We start from the raw sequence: 22,133 nt of genomic DNA, 5'->3' as shown, positions 1-22,133 counted from the left end.
CGATGAAGGTCCAAGGCAAGAAGCCCTACGACGACATCAACATCACGCCGATGCTGGACCTGGCGTACGTGCTGCTGGTGATCTTCATCATCATGACCACCGCCGCGGTGCAGGGCATCAAGGTGGAACTGCCCAAGGCCAGCGCGGCCAAGCCGCTGTCCGAGCCCAAGACCAAGGTCATCGCGATCGACAACAACGGCCAGGTCAGCCTGGACGCGGTGCCGGTGAGCATGAGCGAACTGGAACAGCAGCTGCGCAACGCGCTGGCCAGCGATGCCGAATTGCCGGTGATGCTGCGCGGCGATCGCACCGTGCAGTACGAGAAGGTGATGGCGGTGCTGGACCTGTGCAGCCGGCTCGGCATCGCCTCGATCGGCCTGGCCACGCAACGCCCGGCGGCCGGCTGAGTGGACGCGATGGATACGCTGCAGTACACCGAGCCGCCGCGGCGCTGGCTGAAAGTCGGCGCGGCGTTGCTCGCGCTGCTGCTGCTTGGCTGGCTGGTCTCCACGCTGCTGCGCCCGCAGCAAGCGACACCAGCACGCGCGCAACCGCCGCGCATCACCCAGGTGATGCTGCCGCCCCCGCCGCCTCCGCCGCCGCCCAAACCCGATCCGCAGCCGCCCAAGCCGCAGGAACGCCCGCAGCCCTTGCAGGCCGCCGAGCCGACGCCGCAACCCAAGCCGGACGCCGAGCCGACCCCGCCGGGCGACCCGCTGACCGCGCCGGCCGGTCCCGGCGACAACGCCTTCGGCCTGCAGGCCGGCGACGGCGGCGGCACCCGCATCGGCGGCAAGGGCGGCGGCGGCAGTCCGTTCGGCAGCTATGCGGCCAGCGTGCAGCGCGCGGTGCAGCAGCTGCTGCAGCGCGACGAACGCACCCGCAAGGGCCGCTACAGCGCCACCGTGGCGCTGTGGCTGAACCCGGACGGCAGCATCGGCCGCCTGCAGATCCTCACCTCGGCCGGCAAGCCGGAACTGGACGCGGCGATCGTGCGCGCGCTGCAGGACCAGCCGCTGCCGCAACCGCCGCCCGCCTCCCTTCCCCAGCCCATCCAGTTGCGCATCGGCGCCCTGGCGCCGGGCTGACGCCGCGTTTCGCATCAAGGACTCCCGCATGACCACTTCGTCTCCTCTCCACCGTCCGTCCCGGCTGCGCCTGGCGCTGCTGGCATTGCTGCTGGCGCCGGCCGCAGCCATGGCCCAGTCCGCGGCGCCCGCGATCGACCCGGCGCAGATCAACCCGCAGGTCACGCTGCGCTTGATCGATCTGCTGGTCGCCAAGGGCGTGATGACCCGCGCCCAGGCCGACGACCTGATCCGCGAAGCCTCCGCCACCGCCGCGCCCGCACCGGCGCTGGCCGGCACCGCGGGGTACAAGACCCAGCCCGGCGCGGTGGTGGTGCCGTACGTACCCGAGCCGGTGCGCCAGCAGATCAAGGACGAGCTGCGCGCCGAAGTCACCGCGCAGGCAAAGTCCGAAGGCTGGGCCGCGCCCGGTGCGCTGCCGGAATGGACCCAGCGCGTGCGCGTGTACGGCGACTTGCGCGTGCGCGGCGAAGGCGTGTTCAACGCCGACGACAACTACGCGGCCTTCCCCAACTTCGGCGCCATCAATGCCGGCTCCGGCTTCGATACGGTGGGCAGCAACAACGCCCCGTTCCTCAACACCACCCAGAACCGCAGCCGCATGCGCGTGCGTGCGCGGCTCGGGGTCAGCGCGCAGATCGCCGACTGGGTGCAGGCCGACCTGCGCCTGGCCACCGGCAGCGACCGCAGCCCGGTGTCCACCAACCAGACCCTGGGCGGCAACGGCAACCTGTCCAAGTATTCGCTGTGGCTGGACCGCGCCGCGCTGCAGCTCACGCCCCTCGACGGGTTGGCCCTGTCGTTCGGCCGCTTCGCCAATCCGTTCTGGAGCAGCGAACTGGTGTTCGACAACGATCTCAACTTCGATGGCGTGGCCGCGCGCTACGACCTCGCCGACGCCGACGCGGAGTTCGCGCCGTGGATCAGCGCCGGCCTGTTCCCGGTCTACAACACCGAGTTCGATTTCGGCTCCACCAGCACCAGCAAGACCCGCAGCCGCGACAAGTGGATGTACGGCGCGCAATTGGGCGCGCAGTGGCGCTTCGCCGACGCGATGGCGCTGCGCGTGGGCCTGGGCTACTTCCAGTACGACCAGTTCGAGGGCAAGCGTTCGTCGCCGTGCCTGGCGCCGACCTCGGCCGACAGTTGCGACACCGACGGTTCGCGGCCGCAGTTCCAGCAGTTCGGCAACACCTTGGTCGCGCTGCGCGACATCGTCGCCGATCCCGCCAACCCCAACGGCCCGCAACTGCAGTACTACGGCTATGCCAGCAAGTTCGGCGTGGCCGACCTGCACGCGCAGCTGCAGCTGGACCAGTTCGCCCCGGTCGCGGTGCTGGTCGAGGCCGACGTGGTCAAGAACACCCGCTACAACGCCGCACGCGTGCGCTCGCTCGGCCCGGTCAACAACCTCGGCGACCAGGGCGTGTTCGATGGCGGCGACATGGGCTACTACCTCAACTTCACCGTCGGCCAGCCCAAGCCGGTCAAGCCCGGCGACTGGAACGTCAGCATCGGCTACAAGTACCTGGAATCGGACGCGGTGCCGGACGGCTTCACCGATTCGGATTTCCACCTGGGCGGCACCAATGCGCGCGGGCTGATCGTCGGCGGCAACTATGCGCTGGCGCGCAACACCTGGGTCGGCCTGCGCTGGCTCAGCGCCAACGAGATCTCCGGCCCGCCGTTCGCGGTGGACCTGCTGCAGCTCGACCTCGGCACGGAGTTCTGAGCATGCCCCGCCTTCCCTCCCATCTGGCCTGCGGCATGCTCGTGACGGCATTGCTCGCCGTCGCCCCACTGCACGCCCAGGACAGCACCGAGACGCGATTGCGCGAAGCGCTGCGTGAGACCAGCACGCGCTTGCGCAAGGCCGAAGCGGACCTGGTGCAGCAGCAGCTGGCCACCGCCGCTGCCGAACGCGAGCGCGATGCGTTGCGCGCCGCACCAGCGCCAACGCCGCGTGCCGCAAGCGCCGATCCGGGCCGCGAGGCCGCGCTGCAGCGGCAACTGCAACAGGCGCAGCGCGAACGCGACGCGGCGCTGGCGCAACAGCGCGAACAGCAGCAGGCGCAGGCCAGGACCGCGCAGGCCGCAGCGCAGCAGGCGCAGACCCAGGCGACGCTGGATGCGGAACTGCAGCGCCAGCGCGCGCGGATGGCGCAGTGCGCGAGCGGCAGCGAGGCCTTGTACGCCACCGCGCGCGAACTGGCCGCGCTGTACCGCGACCCGGCGTTCGTGCGCTTCGTGCGCAGCCACGGCCGCGAGCTGTTCGGCATGGCCAGGGTGACCCGCGAGAACCGCGTGCGCGCCCTGGAAGACCGCCTGGCCGAACAGCACGCGCAGACACAGGCCTGCGCCGGCGCCACCGCGGCCACGGCGACGGCGACGGCCACGGCCACGGCCACGGCGATGCAGGACAGCGTGCAATGAAGCGCCGCGGCGCCGCGCTGGCATCGCTCGCGCTGGCCGCGCTGGCACTGCACGCGCACGCCGCGCCGGCCACACCCGCGGCGACTGCGCCATGCGTGCAGGTGCGGATCGGCGAGGACGTCGCCGGCCACCTGGACTGCCTCAACCAGGCGCTGCGCGCCGCGGCCGCCAGCGCCCGCCCCGGCGCCTCGCCGCTGGCCGCCGCCGCGAGCACGCTGGATCCGCTGCAGCGCGGGCAACCCACGCCGGCCGCGCTGCGCCAGCGCTACGGCGATGCCTATGGCCGCTCGTTGGTTCCGCAGCGGCCGCAGCCGCACTACCTCCCTACTCCGTTCGCTCCGGCGCGCTGACGCGCCGCCACCGAGATCGCCGCCATGCCCCGCAACCGTCGCCGCCGCCGCAACCGCCTCCGCCGTCCCCTTCGCCTGCTGGTGCTGAGCCTGGCGATCTCGGCCGCCCTGGTCGGCCGCAGCCAGGCGCAGACCAGCCCGTTCGTGCGCCGTGGCGCCGACCCGGGCGCGCAGGCCGCGGCCGCCGCGCAGCAGCAGGGCCTGCAATCGGCGGCGGCCAGCAAGCTGGCGCAGACCTCGCTGCAGGCGTTCCAGCGCGCCGCGCAGGCGCGCCAGGCCCTGGACGCGACCCAGGCCGCCGCGCGCGCCGCGGCGCAGGCAGCGCAAGCCGGCATGGTCCCCGATGGCCTGGGCAAGGGCGGCCTGCAACTGCCCGACGGCGCAGTCATCGATCCGGGCGCGGTGCGCAGCGACGACCCGCGCCTGGGCCAGCGCAACGTCTGGCTGGGCGCGCGTGCGCCGACCCAGCAGACCACCGGCGGCACTACCCAGGTCACCATTCAGCAGACCCAGAAGAAGGCGATCCTCAACTGGGAGACGTTCAACGTCGGTAGCCGCACCCTGCTGCAGTTCGACCAGTCGGCCGGCGGCAGCGACGCGGCGCAGTGGATCGCGCTGAACCGGGTCAACGACCCGAGCGCGGCGCCGAGCAGGATCCTGGGCAGCATCCAGGCGCCGGGCCAGGTCTACCTGCTCAACCGCAACGGCGTGCTGTTCGGCGGCGCCAGCCAGGTCAACGTGCATTCGCTGCTGGTGTCGTCGCTGGATCTGTTCGACGCCAACCGCGCCACCAGCGACCAGACCTTCCTCGCCCGCGGCCTGTTCGGGACCACCGGGCAGAGCGGCACGGTGCTGACCGGCCTGGACAGCATGGCCGCCGGGCAGACCCCGGGCGACATCCAGATCGACAGCGGCGCGCGCATCGCCAGCGGCAGCCAGGGCTACACCCTGATCGCCGCGCCGAACGTCAGCAACGCCGGTACCGTGACCGCGCAGGACGGGCAGGCGACGCTGGCGGCGGTGTTGGGGCTGCGGCAGTCGCAGGAGTTGCAGACGCTGCTCGGCACCAGCAGCGGCAACCTCATGCCGTTGGGCTTCAGCGGCTTCTTTTCGCCGATCGGCAGCGACCGCTCCGCAGTCGGTACACTGGACAACAGCGGTACGATCGCGGCGACCCGCGGCAACGCGACGCTGGTCGGCTACGACGTGCAGCAGCGCGGCCTGGTCCAGGCCAGCACCAGCATCAGCCGCCCGGGCAGCGTGATGCTGCTGGCGATCGACCAGGAAGGCACCGTCGGCGGCGATGCGCTGGCCAACTACAGAGGCGGCGCGCTGGAACTGGCGCCAGGCTCGGTCACCGCCATCTTGCCCGAGCACGATGGCGAGACCACCACCTCCAGCAGCGCTGCCGACCTGGCCTTCCTCGGTCCCAAGATGATCCTGGCCGGCGCACAGGTGCAGCTGCGCGCGCAGTCGCTCACCTTCGCTCCGGGCGGCACCGTTAACCTGATCGGCCTGGGCAGCGAGACCATCCGGTTGCAGGGGCGTTCCCCGCTCAACAACAGGCTGATGATCGACGGTGGCGCACAGCTCGACGTGTCCGGCATCGCCGACGTGCAACAGGCGATGCGCAGCAACCTGATCCAGATCCCGCGCGTGGGCCAGAACGAACTGGCCGACGCGCCGCTGCAGCGCGACGGCGCGCTGTTCCGCCAGTCGCTGCAGTTCGATCGCCGCGCCAGCGGCGTGCGCGACGACGGCCAGGCCTGGGTCGGCAGCCCGCTGCTGAACGCGCAGGGCTATGTCGACCAGGTTCCGCGCACCATCGACGAGATGCTGCTCGACGGCGGCACCATCAACATCGGCGCGCGCGACCTGGTGATCGCGCCCGGCGCGCAGGTGAACATGGACGGCGGCTACGTGCACATGCTCGGCGGCATGGTCGAAACGCCGCGCCTGCTCGGTGCCGACGGCCGCCTGTACGACCTGGCCAGCGCCGACCCGTCCATGCGCTACCTGGGCGTGGCCGGCACGCAGACCGTCGCGCACACGCGCTGGGGCGTGAGCGAACAGTTCAGCAATCCATTGCTGGGCAGCCGCCGCTACTACGAGAGCGACTACCTACAGGGCGGCGACGCCGGCGCGCTGAACATCGAACTCGGCCGCCACAACAGCGGCAACGGGGCGCAACCGGGCGTGGCACTGCTCGCCGGCGATCTTTCCGCGCAGGCGCTCGCCGGGCGTTACCAAGTTGCCAGCGGCACCTTGCCGCAAGGCGGCGCGCTTCGCATCGACAGCGATGTGGGCCTGTACAACGCAACGATCGGCCTGTCGGTCAACGGCGACATCAGCCGCGAGCAACGCAGCTGGCGCATCGTCGACGACGCCACGGCGCTGCCGCAGGGGCTGACGCTCGGGACGCGCGCCGATGCGTTGCCGGGTAGCGCAGCCCCGGCGCAGGACCGCGACAATCCGCTGTTCTGGTCGCAGCTGTCCACGCGCATGGTGAATGGCAGCGGCCTGCAGACGCTGGCGATCGGCAATGCGCCGGTGATCGAGGTAGCGACCGGCGCGCATGTGCAGGTCGCCGACGGCGGCACGATCTCGCTGCAGGCGCAGCGCCTGGAGATCGACGGCACGCTGACCGCGCACGCCGGCAAGATCGCGCTGCAGAGCAGCGGCGGCTTCGCCTTCGTGGATGATCCCAGGCGAGCCACCGACACGCGGCAGTTGCTCGGCCACGGCGATCTGCTGCTCGGCGCGGACGCACGGCTGGATGTGAGCGGGCGCTGGATCAACGACGATCGCCGGTTCGGCGCCGAAGCGCAGGGCAGCGCTTTCGTCGATGGCGGCAGCATCAGCCTCAACGCGTTGCAGCTGCGCATCACCGACCCCGTCACTGGCCAGAACGTCGACCAGAGCGGATCGCTGTTGATCGCCTCCGGCGCCGTGTTGGATGCCTCCAGCGGCGGCTATGTCGACGGCAACGGCGCGCTGGCGATGCGCGACGGGCGGCCGCTCGGCCATGGCGGCGACATCGCGCTACACACCTACGTACGCCCCTCCAACGAGAGTGCCGGCTCGCCCACCTACACCGCCAACAACCCGGTCGCCGAAGGCGCCGGGCTGCTGCAATTCGACCCGGCCAATCTGCGCGCGGACAACTTCGCCGGCGGCGGCACGCTGAGCATGCGCGCCTTCGGCGTGCAGATCGGCGGCAGCGCACCGAGCGATGCGCGCGTACTGCACCTGGATGCCGGTTTCTTCGCCGACAACAGCTTCGGCAGCTACGACCTGGCCGCCGAGCAGGACGCCACCGTCGTCGCCGGCACCCAGCTGCGGGTGAGCCAGCGCAACCTGCTCCCGAACCTGCAGGCGCTGCGCGGCGCCGCCAGCGGCAGCGAGGTGGTCGCCGGTGCGGCGCAGTCCGGCGGCAATGGCTACGCCACGCTCGGCCAGTTGGATCCGTTCTATCGTCCCGCCACCGATTTCGCGCTGCGCGGCGGCGATTTCCTCGGCCGCGTCGCCGGCAATCCCAGCCTGAGCGGCGCCAGCGGCCGCGTGCTGCTCGACGAAGGCGCGCAGCTGCTGCTGGATCCGGGCGCCAACGTGCGCATCGGCGGGCGTGGCCAGGTCGAGGTGCTGGGCAGCATCCAGGCGCACGGCGGCAGCATCGCCGTGTCCGGCGACACCTCGCGCGACTCGGGCCTGTCCGCGGCGCCGGACGTGGACCGCGGCCCGGCCTATGCGGCGCCGGGCAAGGCGCTGTGGCTGGGCGCCAACAGCCGTCTGGACGTCTCCGGCATCGCCCTGCTCGATCCGCAGGCCGCGCTGCAGCCCGGCGCCAACGGCCTGGTGCGGCCGCGCAGCGGGCGCGTGCTCGACGGCGGCCACATCACCCTCAGCAACGACAGCGGCGCGATCGTGGTCGCCGCCGGCGCGCAGCTGGACCTGTCCGGCACCAGCGCGGTGCTGGATCTGCCCAGCGGCAACCCCATCATCGGCGGCGGCGACACGCTGCAGGCGCAGACCGTGGGCAGCGCCGGCGGGCGCCTGGACCTGGCCGCCAGCACCGGCCTGTATTTCGACGGCAGCATCCGCGCCGGCGGCGGCAGCGCGCAGGACCGCGGCGGCACCCTGGCCTTGCTGCCGCTGAAGCTGGTCGACGGCAGCAACCAGGTATTGCCCGGTCCGAGCGGCGTGATCTTCACCCAGCACGACAGCCGCCTGCCGCAGGGCGCGCAGCCGGGCGCGCCGTTGCCGAACGCCAGCGCCACGCCTGGCCCGCTGTACTTCGCCGCCGATCGCCTGGACGGCAGCGGCATCGACACCCTGCTGGTCGGCGACCAGTCGCCGACCAACACGTTGCGCCCGCAGGTAGCGGTTGGCTTCGCCGGCGACGTCGACCTGTCGCTGGCGCGCGCGCTGGTGTTCAATGCGCCGCGCTATGCCCTGCTTGCTGCCGATGCCACCGGCTTCGGCAGCCTGGCCGACAGCGGCCAAGTCACCTTGAGCGCCGCCTACGTCGGCCTCAACGGCTGGCAGTCGCCGAACAGCGCGGCCGCAGTCCTGGTCGAACCGCAGGCGCCCGGCGCGACCACGCTGACGGTGAAAGCCGCGCAGATCGATCTCGGCGGCCAGTTCGCGCTGGACGGCGTCGGCGAGGCGCGGCTGTCCAGCAGCGGCGCAGTGCGGTTCCACACGCCCGCCGCCTATGCCTACCTGCTCGACGCTAACGGCATCGCCACGCCGCGCGCCGGCGAACTGCTGACCGCCGGCAATCTGAGCTTCAGCGCCGCGCAGCTGTATCCGGCCAGCGGCGAGACCTTCCTGGTGCGCGCGCTCGGCGCGCCCGGCAGCGACGGTAGCCGCGCCGAGACCAGCATCCGCATCCAGGCCCAGGGCGACATGCCGGCGCTGCCGCTGTCGGCCGGCGGCACCCTGGCGCTGGATGCCACGCGCATCGCCCAGGACGGACGCCTGCGCGCGCCGAGCGGGCGGCTGCTGCTCGGCGTCGGCGCGCTCGACGACGCGGCCACGCGCGCGGTGTTCGGCACTCGCACGTTGACGCCAACGCTGGAGGTCAGCCTCGGTGCCGGCAGCCTCACCTCGGTGTCGCTGGAAGGCGCGACCTTGCCGTACGGCAGCACCGTGGACGGCTCGCAATGGCGCTACGACGGCAGCGCGCAAGGCAGCAGCACCGCGCTGAGCGCGCCGCCGCAGAAGCAGATCCGGCTGGACGCCGACAGCGTCGCGCTGGCGCCCGGCGCGCGCGTGGACCTGTCCGGCGGCGGCGACCTGCAGGCCAGCGAGTGGGTGCCCGGCACCGGCGGCAGCCGCGACCTGCTGTCCTCGACCAACACCAGCTATGCCAGCGGCAACGCCACCCAGGTACCGCTGTACGCGGACGGCCGCAGCGTCTATGCGATCGTGCCAGGCGTGCAGAGCCCGGTCGCCGCCAGCGACGCGGCGTTCGAACAGAAGGGCGGCACGCCCGCGCTCGGCAGCGCCGTGCATCTGAGCGGCGTGCCTGGCCTGGCCGACGGCGACTACACGCTGCTGCCGGCCAAGTACGCCACCCTGCCCGGCGCCTACCGGGTGGTCGCGCGCAGCGGCAGCACCGACGCCACCGCCGCGCAGAACCTGGTCGCGGCCGACGGCACCGCGGTGGTCGCCGGCTATCTGGTCGATACCCTGAGCGGCACCCGCAGCGCGCGCAGCCAGCTGTTCGAAGTGCAGTCGGCGGCGACCTGGGGCCAGTACTCGGAATACACCCGCACCGGCGCCAACGCGTTCTTCGCCGCGCAGGCGGCCGGCGCCGGCAACGCGACGCCGCAGCTGCCGCGCGACGGCGGCCAGCTGATCCTGGCGGCGGGCGAGGCATTGCGCCTGGGCGCCAGCCTGTCCACCGCCGCGGCCAGCGGCGGCAACGCCGCGCAGATCGATATCGCCGCGCGCGCGCTGCAGGTGCTCGGCGCCGGCCAGAGCGCCGCGACCGGCTACGTCGGCGTGGAAGCGAGCGCGCTCAACGCGATGAACGCCGGCAGCCTGCTGCTCGGCGGCACCCGCGAGCAGAGCGCCGACGGCACGCGCCTGCATGTCACCTCGCAACAGTTGCGGATCAGCAACGACGCCGGCAGCGCGCTGCAAGCGCCGGAACTGCTGTTGGCGACCGCCGCCGGCGACGCTGCCGACGGCGGCCTGCGCGTGGACGCCGGCAGCGTGTTGCGCGCGCAGGGCGGCAGCGGCGATCGCGCGGCCACGACGCTGCTGATCGGCGAGGACGGCGGCAACAGCGGCGACGGCGCGCTGGTGCGCCTGTCCAGCCTCGGCGCGGCCACGATCGAACGGGCGAACGTGCCAGAGGCGGCGCAGGCGCGCGCACGGCTGCAGATCGGCGCCGGCGCGCTGCTCGACGGCGGCGCGGCACTGAGCCTGGATTCCACCGGCGACAGCGCGATCGATGCCGGCGCGCTGCTGCGCAGCCAGCGCATCGACGCCAGCGCCGGCCACGTGCGGCTGGACGCGCAGGCGGCCAGCGGCGATGCCGACGGCCTGGTGCTGGGCGCCGGCAGCCTGGCCCAGTTCGCGCAAGCGAAACAGGTCAACCTGCACAGCTACGGCGACATGGACTTCGCCGGCGGCCTGGATCTGCGCGTGAGCAATGCGCTCACGCTCAGTGCCGGCCGCTTCGTCGGCGACGGCCGCGACGTCAGCCTGAGCGCCGATCAGCTGACCCTGTCCAACCAGGGCGCCAGCGCGGCACCGGCCGACACCGTGGCCGGCGGCGGCCTGCTGCACCTGCAGGGACGCGAGGTCGCCTTCGCCGGCGGCGACAAGCAGTTGACCGGATTCGGCGCGGTCGCGGTGGATGCGGCGCAGACGCTGTACGTGCGCGACCGCGGCCAGTTCGATTTCGGCACGCGCGACGTGGACCTGCGCACCCCGCTGCTGCTGGCCGACGCCGGCGCCGATCAGACTCTGCGCACCGGCGGCGCGCTGCGCCTGCAAGGCAGCGGCGGCAGCGTCAACGCGGCGCAACCGCTGGGCGGGCGGGTGACGCTGGTCGGTGCCAGCATCGACAGCAACGGACTGATCCGCGCCAATTCCGGCGGCATCGTCCTGCGCAGCAGCGACGGCGCGGTGCGCCTGCACGATGGCGCCACGCTGGATGCGTCCGGCGTTGCCAGCACGTTCTTCGACACCACCAAGCCGACCCAAGGCGGCACGGTCACGCTGCAGGCCACGGCCGGCGACGTGCTCGCCGATGCCACCACCCGCATCGACGTGTCGGCCGTGGGCAGCGCCGACGCCGGCAGCGTCAACCTGTCGGCAACGCAAGGCCGGGTGAGCTTGCCCGGCACCCTCGACGGCCACGCCGCGCAGGGCAGCGGCGGCCGTTTCCTGCTCGATTCGGGCAGCGCGATCGCGCTGGATCCGCTGGCCGCGCAGCTGGCCGGCGGCGGCTTCGACGGCGCCATCGACCTGCATGCGCGCAGCGGCAACCTGCTGCTGTCGGCCGGCAACACGCTGCGCGCCGACGCGGTGACCCTGACCGCCGACGGCGGCGCCGATGCCATCGGCCGCGATGCGGCGAACGGCAACATCGGCATCGCCGGCAGCATCGACGCCTCCGGCACGCAGGGCGGCAGCATCGCCCTGTGGGGCCGCCACGGCGTGGCGATCGACGGTCAACTGCTGGCCCGCGGCAGCGCCGCCGACAAGCGCGGCGGCACGATCACGCTGGGCAGCAGCGGCCGCGACGACGGCACCCTCAACGCCGACTACGGCTACCAGAACGTGCAGGTCGGCGCGGCCGGCAGCATCGCGCTCGGCGCCGGCGCGGTACTGGATGTCTCCGGCGGCAGCGCTGGCGGCCTGTCCGGCGGCAACGTCGAGATCCGCACGCCCTTGCTCGCCGATGGCGAGGTCAACGTGACCGTGGCCAACGGCGCCAGCGTGCGCGGCGCGCGCGAAGTGGGCCTGGAAGCCTACGCGGTGTGGAGCACCACCGACGCCAGCACCGATCCAGTCAAACACTTCGACGGCATCGTCGATCCGGCCGGCTGGTACGACGCGCAGGGCGCGCTGCTGGCCGGCAGCTGGACGGATCTGGCCGGCAACGCGGTGGCGGCGCCCACCACGCCGGCGCAAGTCGCCGATTACCTCAGCCGCTACGTGTTCGTTCCGGACAGCGCCAACGCCGCGCATCGCCAGTTCTACGGCTATGCCGACGATGCAGCGGGCACACCCGGCACGCTGATGGGCTTCGTGCAACGTCCCGGCTTCGCGTTCGAAGCGCGCCTGGCCAACCTGCCCAACCTGCGCGCGCGCCCCGGCATCGAGCTGCGCAATCCGGATCCGGCCATCAACGGCGGCGAGATCCGGGTGATGAGCAACTGGAACCTCGGCGCCGGCGCCAACCGCGACCAGTTGGACTTCCGCTACAACGGCAACGCACCGGTGCTGACCCTGCGCGCCGAGGGCGGCGTGACCATCAAGGCCAGCCTCAGCGACGGCTTCTACCAACTGCGCAATCCGTTCGGCGGCGGCGGCCCGCAGGGCACCTACAGCGGCGCGGCCAACGCCTACCAGGCGCTGCTCGACAACGCCTTCAACAACGCCTTCATCAGCATCGACGGCCTGCTCCCGGCGCCGCCGTCCGACCTCGGCGATCCCGACCAGGCCGCGCAGTACTACGGGCAATACCTGCAATTGCTGGACATGCTGCAGCAACCGCACGACCTGGGCGGGCTGCCGATGAGCCTGCTGGAAGGGGTGATCTACAGCTACTCGCCGGACAACGGCTACCCGGTCCAGGACTACCCCGACCAGCCGCAGGCGCCGCGCGCGCCGACTTCGCCTGCGGACTATTCCACTTACCTGGCCAGCTACCAGAGCTATCTGCTCGGCATGTTCGCGTACAACACCGAGCTGTCCAACTCGGGCGTGTTCGGCCTGGCCACCCTGGCCCTGCCCGCCGCGCCGGTGCTCGGCCCGCTGCTGCCGGCCGCCACCCACAACACCCCGTCGCTGCAGGCCAACGCCAGCAATCCGCTGCCGCTCGCCACCACCAGCCTGATCGGCGGCGACAGCAGCCGCTACCGCATCGTCGCCGGCGCCGATTTCGCCAGCATCCGCCCCGACGCGCTGCGCGCCAGCAGCGACGCCGACGTGGTGCTCGACGGCCACCAGCGTTACCAGGAAAGCGGCAAGAACGACGTGCTGCTGCCGACCGTGGTGCGCACCGGCACCGGCAGCATCCAGATCGCCGCCGCGCGCGACCTGCGCTTCGCCGACGCCGACGCGCCGGCCAGCATCTACAGCGCCGGCCAGCCCGCCGCCGGCAGCGAGGCCGACAGCGACATCCGCATCGTGCGCAGCGACGACGCCAGCCACAGCGCAGACCAGGTGGTCAGCGCGCAGGCCAATGCCGAAGCCGCCGGCGACCTGCTGCTGCAGGCCGGGCGCGACATCCTCGGCAACCGCCAGGTGTTCGATCGCGACGGTAGCCGCACCGGCGTGGTCGGCAACTACGTCGGTCAGTACTGGTGGCCGTGGCTGCAGGTCGGCAATCCGGTCGGCGCCGATGGCGTCACCCCCAGCGCCGGGCTGATCAACTACGGCGGCTTCTCCCAGGGCGTGCTCAGCAGCGGCGGCGACGTCGCGGTGCAGGCCGGCCGCGACATCCGCGAACTGTCGGTGTCGCTGCCGACCAGCTACCGGCTGACCGCGCAGGGCCGCCAGACCTATGGCGGCGGCGACCTGCAGGTGCAGGCCGGACGCGACGTGCTCGGCGGCGACTATTTCGTCGCACGCGGACAAGGCCGCCTGGACGCCGGCGGCAACCTGGGCAGCGCGTTCACGCTGAGCGGCCAGGGTTACGACGCATCGGGGACGCTGCTGCAGGTGAGCAGCGCGGTCGATCCGGTGTTCGCGCTGCAGGACGGGCAATGGACGATCCACGCCGGCGGCGACGCCGCGCTCGGCGCCATCGTCAATCCCAGCTACGTGCTGTCCTCCGGCGGCGTCGCCGCCTTGATGAGCGACAGCACCCGCGCCGGCACCGACTACGGCAGCGCCTCGGCGATCGCCATCGACACCTTGAACGGCGATATCCGCCTCGGCACGCTCAAGCTGCCGGCGACGCTGTTCGGCAACGGCGCGCGCGATGCGAGCCGCGGCACCGACAGTCTCATTTTGAACGACGGCGTGTTCGACAACGTGCTGCCGGCCCTGGTGGAAGCGGTCGCCCATGCCGGCAGCCTGCAGTTCGAGACCGGCGGCCGCCTGTATCCGTCGGCGCAAGGGCAGCTCGAGGCGATGGCGCAGGGCGACATCCGCCTGTTCAACGACACCCTGGTCGCCGGCAAGAGCAGGTTGCAACTGGCGATGCTCGACGAAACCGGCAACTACGACGGCAACGACAATGCCGCCGGCAGCGGCGCGCAACTCGGTCTGCATCGGGACGACACGCAACCGGTGCGCCTCTACAGCCGCGACGGCGACGTGGCGAGCGGCTATGCGGCCGACGGCTTCATGCTCAATCCGCTGACCCTGCAAATGCCGAAACCGGCCGACATCCGTGCCGGCCGCGACATCGTCAACCTGGATCTGCGAGCGCAGAACTACCGGGCCTCGGACGTGACCCGGGTGCAGGCAGGGCGCGACATCCGCTACACCTCGATCCTCGGAGGCCCGCTTGGCGACCAGGCCGTGCGCTGGGGCTGGATGTCGCTCGCCGGCCCGGGAACGTTCGAGGTGGAGGCCGGACGCAATCTCGGCCCGCTGACCTCGGCCGAAGAGGCGATGAAGGGCCTGCGCATCGGGCTTGTGGACCGCAATGCGGGCGGCATCCGCACCACCTCCGGCGCCGACCTGGTGGTGCGCTACGGTGTGGCCAACGGCGAGGATGCCGACGCGCTGGCCGCGCTGTATCTGGATCCGGGCAGCCAGCAGAACACCGACACCTACCGGCAATGGCTGCTCGACTTCGTGCGCCAACATGCGCAGGACACGTCCGCACCGGCCTCGACGCCGCGCGCGCAGCAAGCCGCGACCGCGCAGGACACGCCGACACCCGCCGAGGCCTGGCGCCAGTTCGCCCAGCTGCCGAGCGCGACCCAGCGCCTGCTGAGCGAACGCGTGTTCCTGGACGTTCTCAAACAGGTCGGCGAAGGCTATGCGGATCGGTCCAGCCCGGACTTCCAGAAATACACGCGCGGCTATGCCGCGATCGAAGCGCTGTTCCCCGCACGGCTGGGCTACACCCGCAACAATCTGGAAGGCGGCGCCAACGGCGCGGCGACCCGCAGCGTCACCGGCACCCTGGACATGCGCGGCTCAACCCTGCAGACCCAGGCCGGAGGCGACATCCGCATCCTCGGCCCGGGCGGCGGACTGCAGGTCGGCAGCGTGCTGGCGCCGCCGGTAGTGACCGATGCGCAGGGCAACGTGCTGATCGGTCCGGCGCAGCAAGGCATCCTGGCGGTGGGGCAAGGCGACATCGGCGTGTTCACCGACGCCAGCGTGCTGCTGGCGCAGAGCCGCATCTTCACCCAGCGCGGCGGCGACCTGATGTTGTGGAGTTCCAACGGCGACATCAACGCCGGCAAGGGCAGCAAGACCAGCGCCGAGCGCGCGCGTGCGCGCTACCTGTGCGACCAGGATCAGTACTGCATCCTCGATGCCAGCGGCCAGGTCAGCGGCGCCGGCATCGCCACGCTGCGCCTGAACACGGACGACCCGCGCGGCAACGCGGTGCTAGTCGCCCCGCGCGGCACCGTCGATGCCGGCGATGCAGGCATTCGCGCCAGCGGCAACCTGATCGTGGCCGCGCAGTTCGTCGCCAATGCCGACAACATCCAGGTGCAGGGCGATGCGGTCGGCGTCGGCACCGCACGCAACGTCGACGGCGGTGCATTGAGCGCCGCCTCCAACGCCGCGGCGGCGGTGACCGATGCAGTCGGCGATCTGGCGGCGCGCGGCACCTCCACGCCACGCGAAGCGCCCTCGGTGATCACCGTGCAGGTGGTCGGGTTCGGCGACTGCAAGGTGGACGATCCGCGCTGCCAGCCCGGTCCATGACAGTGCCGCGACACGGGCCGCGGCGGCGTTCAGGCGTCGTCGCGGCAAGTAGAAAATGGCGCATTTTGTAGACACCAATTTCCGCTTCGGAAAATAATCTAGTTAATCGTTAGTTTCCGATCAATTGATTATGTCATCGCCATGAAAATCAGGCCATTTCAGACTGCGCATCACAGGTAAAGAAACATTCCGACGAATGTCGCCGCATTATCATCTGCCGAGCGCAACCTTTCTTGGCGCCAGTCCATGGCGCCAGCACGCTACAGGTAAAGAATTCCCCCGGATCCATTCCGTCGTTTTCTCACCAAGGAGAGAGGCAAGTGCTTAATCTTAATTTCCCCCGCGTCAGCGCGATCGCCATTGCGATCGCGACCCTGTCCACCGGTTCGGCCATGGCCGCCGAGAACCTCTACGGCGGCGGCGCCACCTTCCCGGCGCAGCCGTATGTCGGCAACACCTATACCGGCGTGACCCCGAACGCGCGCCTGTCGACCAATGCCGGCAACACCGCCGGTAGCGGCTTCACCACCGCGACCCTGGGCACCGGTTCGGTGTTCCTGACCTACAGCACCAACAGCACCAACAAGGTGTCGTATTGCCAGACCGGCAGCGGCTTCGGCAAGAACACGGTGACCGGCAGCACCGCCGCCAACCAGGCCTGCCAGGACTTCAGCGTTTCGCCGCTGGGCCTCAGCGGCGCGGCTGCCGCACCGGACTTCATCGGCACCGACGCGCCGTACAGCACCGCCGACTACAACGCGTTCCTGGGTGGCGGCAATGCCGCCAGCAAAGTGGGTATCGTCCAGGTCCCGACCCTGGCCGGCGCCATCGCGCTGCCGCAGAGCACCCCGACCGCCAGCTTCAACCTGAGCGCCGCCCAGGTCTGCCAGGTCTACTCGGGCCTGGTCAGCGACTGGAGCAGCGTGTCCGGCAGCGGCACCACCGGTCCGATCAAGATCGTCTACCGCACCGACGGCAGCGGCACCACCTTCGCCTTCACCAGCTACCTGGCGCGCACCTGCAACGGCACCGCCAACGTGCCGTCGGGCTTCGTGTTCAGCCCGAACCAGACCTTCAACTCGGCCCTGCCGGGCGGCACCAGCGGCGTGTACGGCTCGCGCGCGATCGGCGCCAGCGGCAACAACGGCGTGGTGACCTCGGTACGCGTCACCAACAGCAACGCGCTGGGCTATGCCGACATCGGCGAAGTGCTGCTGCAGTCGGCCAAGTACGTCACCGTGGCCGGCTTCGACCCGCAGAACTTCGGTAGGGACTCCAGCGGCAACCAGGTTCCGGTCACCCTGGCCGCCGCTGCGCTGCTGACGGGTCGCGTGCTCGACGGCTCCACCGTCAACGTCGTGCCGGGCAGCGGCACCACCGCGGTGAAGAACTGCGTGCGCCTGGTCAATCCGACCGCCGCCATCACCAACACCTACCCGATCGCGGCGATCACCTACCTGGCCGGCTTCACCAGCGGCAACGGCAGCGCCGCGCACGTGCAGGCGGTCAAGGACCTGTTCAACATCTTCTACAACACCAGCACCCGCCCGGCCTTGCCGCAGGGCTTCGCCTACCTGGGCGGCGTCACCGCCTCGGCGCAGAACACCGTCAACACCTGCGTGCAGTAAACGCTAGCGCTTAGCGTCAATCACGCGACCGGCGGGCAGCGATGCCCGCCGGTTTTCTGTTTCTTGGCCGCTGCAGTCGATGCAGCGATGGGGACGCGGCGCTGCGTCCGTCTTCCTGTCTTTCTGCAGCCTCAGCGCGCAGCCGAACATCGCCGCAGGCCGCGCCGGGCGAGACCCGCACCACCGGCAACGCGACCGCCCCGAAGACCGCTACGCCGAAGCCGGCGGCTCCTGCTGATCGCCCAGAAGCTCCTCCAGCACCTGAATCGCGCCATCGATCCGCGTCAGCGTCTGCTGCAAATCGCTTCTGCGGGCATCCAGCTGCTGCAGCTGCTCGCCACCCGCGCGGCGCTCGTCCTTCATATACTGCAATCGTTGCGCGATCGAATTGCGATCCATGGCACGTCGCCTGCGTGGATGGGATTGCTAGAGTAACCCAGCGTACCCGGCTGCCGCGCAGCGGACTCGCCATCAGCGCGGCGCGTCGTTCGCCGATGGCGATGGCGATGGCCATGCGAGCGCCGGCGCGCACCTCTGCGGTAGCGCCCCAGGCTCAGGCGTACAAAACCCCCGGCTGCCCCGCTTCGACGATCGCATGCGGCACGAAGCGCGCACTGTCGCGGGTGATCGGGCCGTCGTCCTCGCGGATGCCGATGCCGCACGCGGTATCGCCGACGATCCAGCTGCCGACCATCGGATAGCGGCCATCGAATGCCGGTAACGGATGCGCCTGCTGCACGATGCACGGCCCCTGGTACGGGCCGTCGCTCTCCAGCATGCGCCCGTCGGCCAGGTGCAAGGCGATATTGGCGCCTTCGCGCGAATGCAGCGGCTTGCGCACCCAACCCGGCGGCAGCGCGGCGCCGTCGTCGAACGCGGCCGGCAGCAGGTTGGGATGGCCGCGATGGCGCGACCACAGCAGCGGCAGGATGCCCTTGTTGCTCAGCACCGCCTTCCACGGCGGCTCCAGCAGGCGCAGACCCGATCCCGGCAGGGCCTGGCCGAAGCGCTCTGCGAACAGGTCTTCCAACGGATACAGCTTGAACATGGCGCCGATCACCACGTCGTTCAGATCGGTATAGCGCCCGTCCTCGGACAGGCCGATGTCCTCGATCGCGATCGCCTCGCCGAACAGCCCGGCCTGCGCCGCGCAATCGCGCAGATAGGCGATCGTGCCCTGGTCCTCTTCCGACTCGCGCACCGCGGCGAAGGACAGCGGCGGCGGCAACTGCGCCGCCAGTTCGGCGAAGCGCTCCACCAGCGTCTCGTGGATCGAGTTGAACTGGTCGGCATCTTGCGCCAGACGGCCCTGCGCACGCTGGTCTTCCAGCCACTGCCACTGGAAGAACGACGACTCGAACAGCGAGGTCGGCGTGTCGTAGTTCAGTTCGTACAGCTTGGCCGGGCCGGTGCCGTCGTAGGCCAGGTCCAGGCGCCCGTACAAGTGCGGATCGCGGCGCCGCCAGCTCTCGGCGATCCAGTCGCGGAACGCCGGCGGAATCGCCAGGCGCTGCATCAACTCCTCGCTGGCAACGATCTCGTCCACCAGCCCCATCGCCATCTGGTGCAGCTCGGCGCTGGGATCCTCCAGGTCGCGTTCGATCTGGCGCAAGGTGAACGCGTAGTACGCGCGTTCGTCCCAGTAGCGTTCACCGCCGATGGTATGGAAACGGAAGCCGCACTCGGCGGCCTGCGCGCGCCAGTCGCCGCGTTCGACGATCGCGATGCGTTGCATGTACTTGCCTTGGTTGGATGCGGCGTAAAGAGGTGCGGCAATCAGCCGCCGAAGCTGCCGCGCGCGCCGCTGGAGCTGCCGAAGCCGCCACGGCTCACCGTGACCGCCCGGTTCGGCGTGGCGCCGATATGGGTCATGGTCTGGTTGCCGCGCAGGCTGGTGGTGGTGGTAGCGCCGGCCCCGGCGGTAGCGGGCCGCTGCCACTGGCTCTGCCGGTCCTGGAACGCCGGCGCGGCATTGAAGCCGGCCATGCGGTTGCCGTTGAGCATCTGCGACAGGAAGAAACCGGTCATCAGCGGACCGATGAACGAATGCCCGTGGCTGTCGCGCTGCTCCACGCAGCGCTCGGCCGAATACTCCTGCGCGCACTGCTCGCGGTTGGCGTACTTGGGCCCCTGCTCGGCCGACTGCTGCTGCGCCTGCTTGAACGCCTCGCGGCAGGTGGTGATGTCGTGGGTCTGCGCCGCGCAGGCTTCCACCGAGGTGTACAGCCCCTCCTGGTGCTTGGCTTCGGGCGCGCAGGCCGTGAACAGCAGCGGCGCACTGCCCATCAGCAACAGCGCAGCCTTCTTGGATCGCTTCATCGGTTCCCTCCCGGACCACAGACCCAGATGATGCCTGGTTCCGGCCAGGGACGGAAATCGACGGCACAGCGTAGGCCCGTGCATCCGCATCGTCCGATCCCCGGATCGGGCATCGCGGCGGCATCCACGCGACTGGCGTAAGGCACCGGTTCATCGCCGGCAAGGGCAGCCGCACAGGCCGCGTGATAACGTGGCCAATGGCCCTGTACGGCGCGCAAAAGGTTGCGAATGCAACCCTTTGCGGCCCGCCGGGCCGCCCGCTTCCGCCAGCACTCCGCCCGCCTTCCGACCGCACGACACCCCCATGCCCGACTATCGCTCCAAGACCTCCACCCACGGCCGTAACATGGCTGGCGCGCGCGCGCTGTGGCGCGCCACCGGCATGCAGGACGCCGACTTCCACAAGCCGATCATCGCCATCGCCAACTCCTTCACCCAGTTCGTGCCCGGCCACGTGCACCTGAAGGATCTCGGCCAGCTGGTCGCCCGCGAGATCGAGCGCGTCGGCGGCGTGGCCAAGGAATTCGACACCATCGCGGTGGACGACGGCATCGCCATGGGCCACGACGGCATGCTGTATTCGCTGCCCAGCCGCGAGATCATCGCCGACTCGGTGGAATACATGGTCAATGCGCACTGCGCCGACGCGCTGGTGTGCATCTCCAACTGCGACAAGATCACTCCCGGCATGCTGATGGCCGCGCTGCGCCTCAACATCCCCACCGTGTTCGTGTCCGGCGGGCCGATGGAAGCGGGCAAGACCAAGCTCGCCGACCACAACCTGGACCTGATCGATGCGATGGTGATCGCCGCCGATCCCAACGCCTCCGACGAAAAGGTCGCCGCGTTCGAGCGCAGCGCCTGCCCCACCTGCGGCTCGTGCTCGGGCATGTTCACCGCCAACTCGATGAACTGCCTGACCGAGGCGCTGGGCCTGGCCCTGCCCGGCAACGGCACCGTGGTCGCCACCCATGCCGACCGCGAGCAGCTGTTCCTGAAGGCAGGACGCACCGCGGTCGAGCTATGCCACCGCTGGTACGGCGCCGAAGATCCGACCGCCCTGCCGCGCGGCATCGCCACCTTCGAAGCGTTCGAGAACGCGATGACCCTGGACATCGCGATGGGCGGCTCCACCAACACCATCCTGCACCTGCTCGCCGCCGCGCAGGAAGGCGAAGTGCCGTTCACCCTGCGCGACATCGACCGCCTGTCGCGGCATGTGCCGCAACTGTGCAAGGTCGCGCCAAACATCCAGAAGTACCACATCGAAGACGTGCACCGCGCTGGCGGCATCGTCGCCATCCTCGGCGAACTGGCGCGCGGCGGCCTGCTGCATACCGACCAGCCCACCGTGCACAGCCGCACCCTCGCCGACGCCATCGCGCAGTGGGACATCACCCAGACCGAAGCCGACGCCGTGCACACCTTCTACAAGGCCGGCCCGGCCGGCATCCCGACCCAGATCGCCTTCAGCCAGGCCACGCGCTGGCCGACGCTGGACGCCGACCGCGAAGCCGGCTGCATCCGCGACGTCGCCCATGCCTACTCGCAGGAAGGCGGACTGGCGGTGCTGTACGGCAACATCGCCGTCGACGGCTGCGTGGTCAAGACCGCCGGCGTGGACGAATCGATCCACGTGTTCGAAGGCAACGCCAAGGTGTTCGAGAGCCAGGATTCGGCGGTCAAGGGCATCCTCGCCGACGAAGTGAAGGCCGGCGACGTGGTGGTGATCCGCTACGAAGGCCCCAAGGGCGGCCCCGGCATGCAGGAGATGCTCTACCCCACCTCGTACCTGAAGTCCAAGGGCCTGGGCAAGCAATGCGCCCTGCTCACCGACGGCCGCTTCTCCGGCGGCACCTCCGGCCTGTCGATCGGCCACGCCTCGCCGGAAGCGGCGGCCGGCGGCGCCATCGGCCTGGTCCGCGACGGCGACAAGATCCTGATCGACATCCCCAACCGCAGCATCAACCTGCTGGTCGACGACGCCGAACTGGCCGCCCGCCGCGCCGCACAGGACGTGCAAGGCTGGAAGCCGGTCGAAGTACGCCCACGCAAGGTCACCACCGCGCTGAAGGCGTACGCGCTGCTGGCAACCAGCGCCGACAAGGGCGCGGTGCGCGACAAGGCGATGCTGGACGGTTGAGGCGTTGTCATGAAGACCGTGGACTTCCGCGGTCTTCATGGTGTCCTGGCATTGCACTGTGGGAGGGACTCTGGGTGGCCTTGGG

11 protein-coding genes are annotated in these 22,133 nt (G+C 70.7%); 8 read left to right on the top strand and 3 right to left on the bottom strand.

Annotated elements, in window-relative coordinates; genetic code table 11:
- The first annotated feature begins 2 nt into the window (after positions 1-2).
- The 7 genes from HEP74_RS02090 (at position 3) to HEP74_RS02060 (ending at position 17,586) form a co-directional block, all read left to right on the top strand.
- Positions 3-407, top strand: coding sequence for an ExbD/TolR family protein (locus HEP74_RS02090; protein WP_185814983.1), 405 nt, complete (start codon positions 3-5; stop codon positions 405-407).
- A 9-nt stretch (positions 408-416) separates the two neighbouring features.
- Complete coding sequence (locus tag HEP74_RS02085) at positions 417-1,088, top strand: TonB family protein (RefSeq protein WP_185814982.1); 672 nt, start codon at positions 417-419, stop codon at positions 1,086-1,088.
- Positions 1,089-1,116: 28 nt separating this feature from the next.
- The gene (locus HEP74_RS02080; protein WP_185814981.1) at positions 1,117-2,820 is read left to right on the top strand and encodes a putative porin; all 1,704 of its coding nucleotides are present in this window, start codon (positions 1,117-1,119) and stop codon (positions 2,818-2,820) included.
- 2 nt (positions 2,821-2,822) lie between these two features.
- Positions 2,823-3,521: a hypothetical protein gene (locus tag HEP74_RS02075; RefSeq protein ID WP_185814980.1), complete on the top strand. Its 699-nt coding sequence runs from the start codon at positions 2,823-2,825 to the stop codon at positions 3,519-3,521.
- Positions 3,518-3,871 (top strand): hypothetical protein, encoded by a 354-nt coding sequence (locus HEP74_RS02070; RefSeq protein WP_185814979.1) that lies wholly within the window; start codon positions 3,518-3,520, stop codon positions 3,869-3,871. The genes HEP74_RS02075 and HEP74_RS02070 overlap by 4 nt, the downstream gene beginning before the upstream one ends.
- 24 nt (positions 3,872-3,895) lie before the next feature.
- Positions 3,896-15,958 carry a filamentous hemagglutinin family protein gene (locus HEP74_RS02065; RefSeq protein WP_185814978.1) on the top strand — a complete coding sequence of 4,021 codons (12,063 nt, stop codon included), beginning with the start codon at positions 3,896-3,898 and terminating at the stop codon, positions 15,956-15,958.
- 320 nt (positions 15,959-16,278) lie between these two features.
- Entirely contained in the window at positions 16,279-17,586 is a 1,308-nt protein-coding gene (locus HEP74_RS02060; protein WP_185814977.1) for a PstS family phosphate ABC transporter substrate-binding protein, read from the top strand.
- A gap of 210 nt (positions 17,587-17,796) precedes the next feature.
- Here HEP74_RS02060 and HEP74_RS02055 read toward each other — a convergent pair whose 3' ends face one another.
- From HEP74_RS02055 to HEP74_RS02045, 3 genes are all read right to left on the bottom strand, one after another.
- Complete coding sequence (locus tag HEP74_RS02055; RefSeq protein ID WP_185814976.1) at positions 17,797-17,985, bottom strand: hypothetical protein; 189 nt, start codon at positions 17,983-17,985, stop codon at positions 17,797-17,799.
- Positions 17,986-18,139: 154 nt separating this feature from the next.
- Positions 18,140-19,321 carry a glutathionylspermidine synthase family protein gene (locus HEP74_RS02050; protein ID WP_185814975.1) on the bottom strand — a complete coding sequence of 394 codons (1,182 nt, stop codon included), beginning with the start codon at positions 19,319-19,321 and terminating at the stop codon, positions 18,140-18,142.
- A 41-nt stretch (positions 19,322-19,362) separates the two neighbouring features.
- On the bottom strand, positions 19,363-19,905 hold the full coding sequence (locus HEP74_RS02045; protein WP_185814974.1) for a DUF1190 domain-containing protein: 543 nt from the start codon (positions 19,903-19,905) through the stop codon (positions 19,363-19,365).
- Positions 19,906-20,209: 304 nt separating this feature from the next.
- Between HEP74_RS02045 and ilvD the strand changes: the two genes are divergently transcribed.
- Positions 20,210-22,048 carry a dihydroxy-acid dehydratase gene (gene ilvD / locus HEP74_RS02040; protein WP_185814973.1) on the top strand — a complete coding sequence of 613 codons (1,839 nt, stop codon included), beginning with the start codon at positions 20,210-20,212 and terminating at the stop codon, positions 22,046-22,048.
- Positions 22,049-22,133: the final 85 nt, after the last annotated feature.

The sequence above is a fragment of the Xanthomonas sp. SS genome (assembly GCF_014236835.1).
Taxonomy (GTDB): domain Bacteria; phylum Pseudomonadota; class Gammaproteobacteria; order Xanthomonadales; family Xanthomonadaceae; genus Xanthomonas_A.
The sequence above is the reverse complement of the archived record's forward strand: the minus strand, read 5'-3'. Positions and strand labels throughout refer to the sequence as shown.

Bases quoted from the DNA above. Each gene is read 5' to 3' on its own strand.
- HEP74_RS02090 (WP_185814983.1), top strand. From the start codon at position 3: ATGAAGGTCCAAGGCAAGAAGCCCTACGACGACATCAACATCACGCCG.
- HEP74_RS02085 (WP_185814982.1), top strand. From the start codon at position 417: ATGGATACGCTGCAGTACACCGAGCCGCCGCGGCGCTGGCTGAAAGTC.
- HEP74_RS02080 (WP_185814981.1), top strand. From the start codon at position 1,117: ATGACCACTTCGTCTCCTCTCCACCGTCCGTCCCGGCTGCGCCTGGCG.
- HEP74_RS02075 (WP_185814980.1), top strand. From the start codon at position 2,823: ATGCCCCGCCTTCCCTCCCATCTGGCCTGCGGCATGCTCGTGACGGCA.
- HEP74_RS02070 (WP_185814979.1), top strand. From the start codon at position 3,518: ATGAAGCGCCGCGGCGCCGCGCTGGCATCGCTCGCGCTGGCCGCGCTG.
- HEP74_RS02065 (WP_185814978.1), top strand. From the start codon at position 3,896: ATGCCCCGCAACCGTCGCCGCCGCCGCAACCGCCTCCGCCGTCCCCTT.
- HEP74_RS02055 (WP_185814976.1), bottom strand. From the start codon at position 17,985: ATGGATCGCAATTCGATCGCGCAACGATTGCAGTATATGAAGGACGAG.
- HEP74_RS02050 (WP_185814975.1), bottom strand. From the start codon at position 19,321: ATGCAACGCATCGCGATCGTCGAACGCGGCGACTGGCGCGCGCAGGCC.
- HEP74_RS02045 (WP_185814974.1), bottom strand. From the start codon at position 19,905: ATGAAGCGATCCAAGAAGGCTGCGCTGTTGCTGATGGGCAGTGCGCCG.
- ilvD (WP_185814973.1), top strand. From the start codon at position 20,210: ATGCCCGACTATCGCTCCAAGACCTCCACCCACGGCCGTAACATGGCT.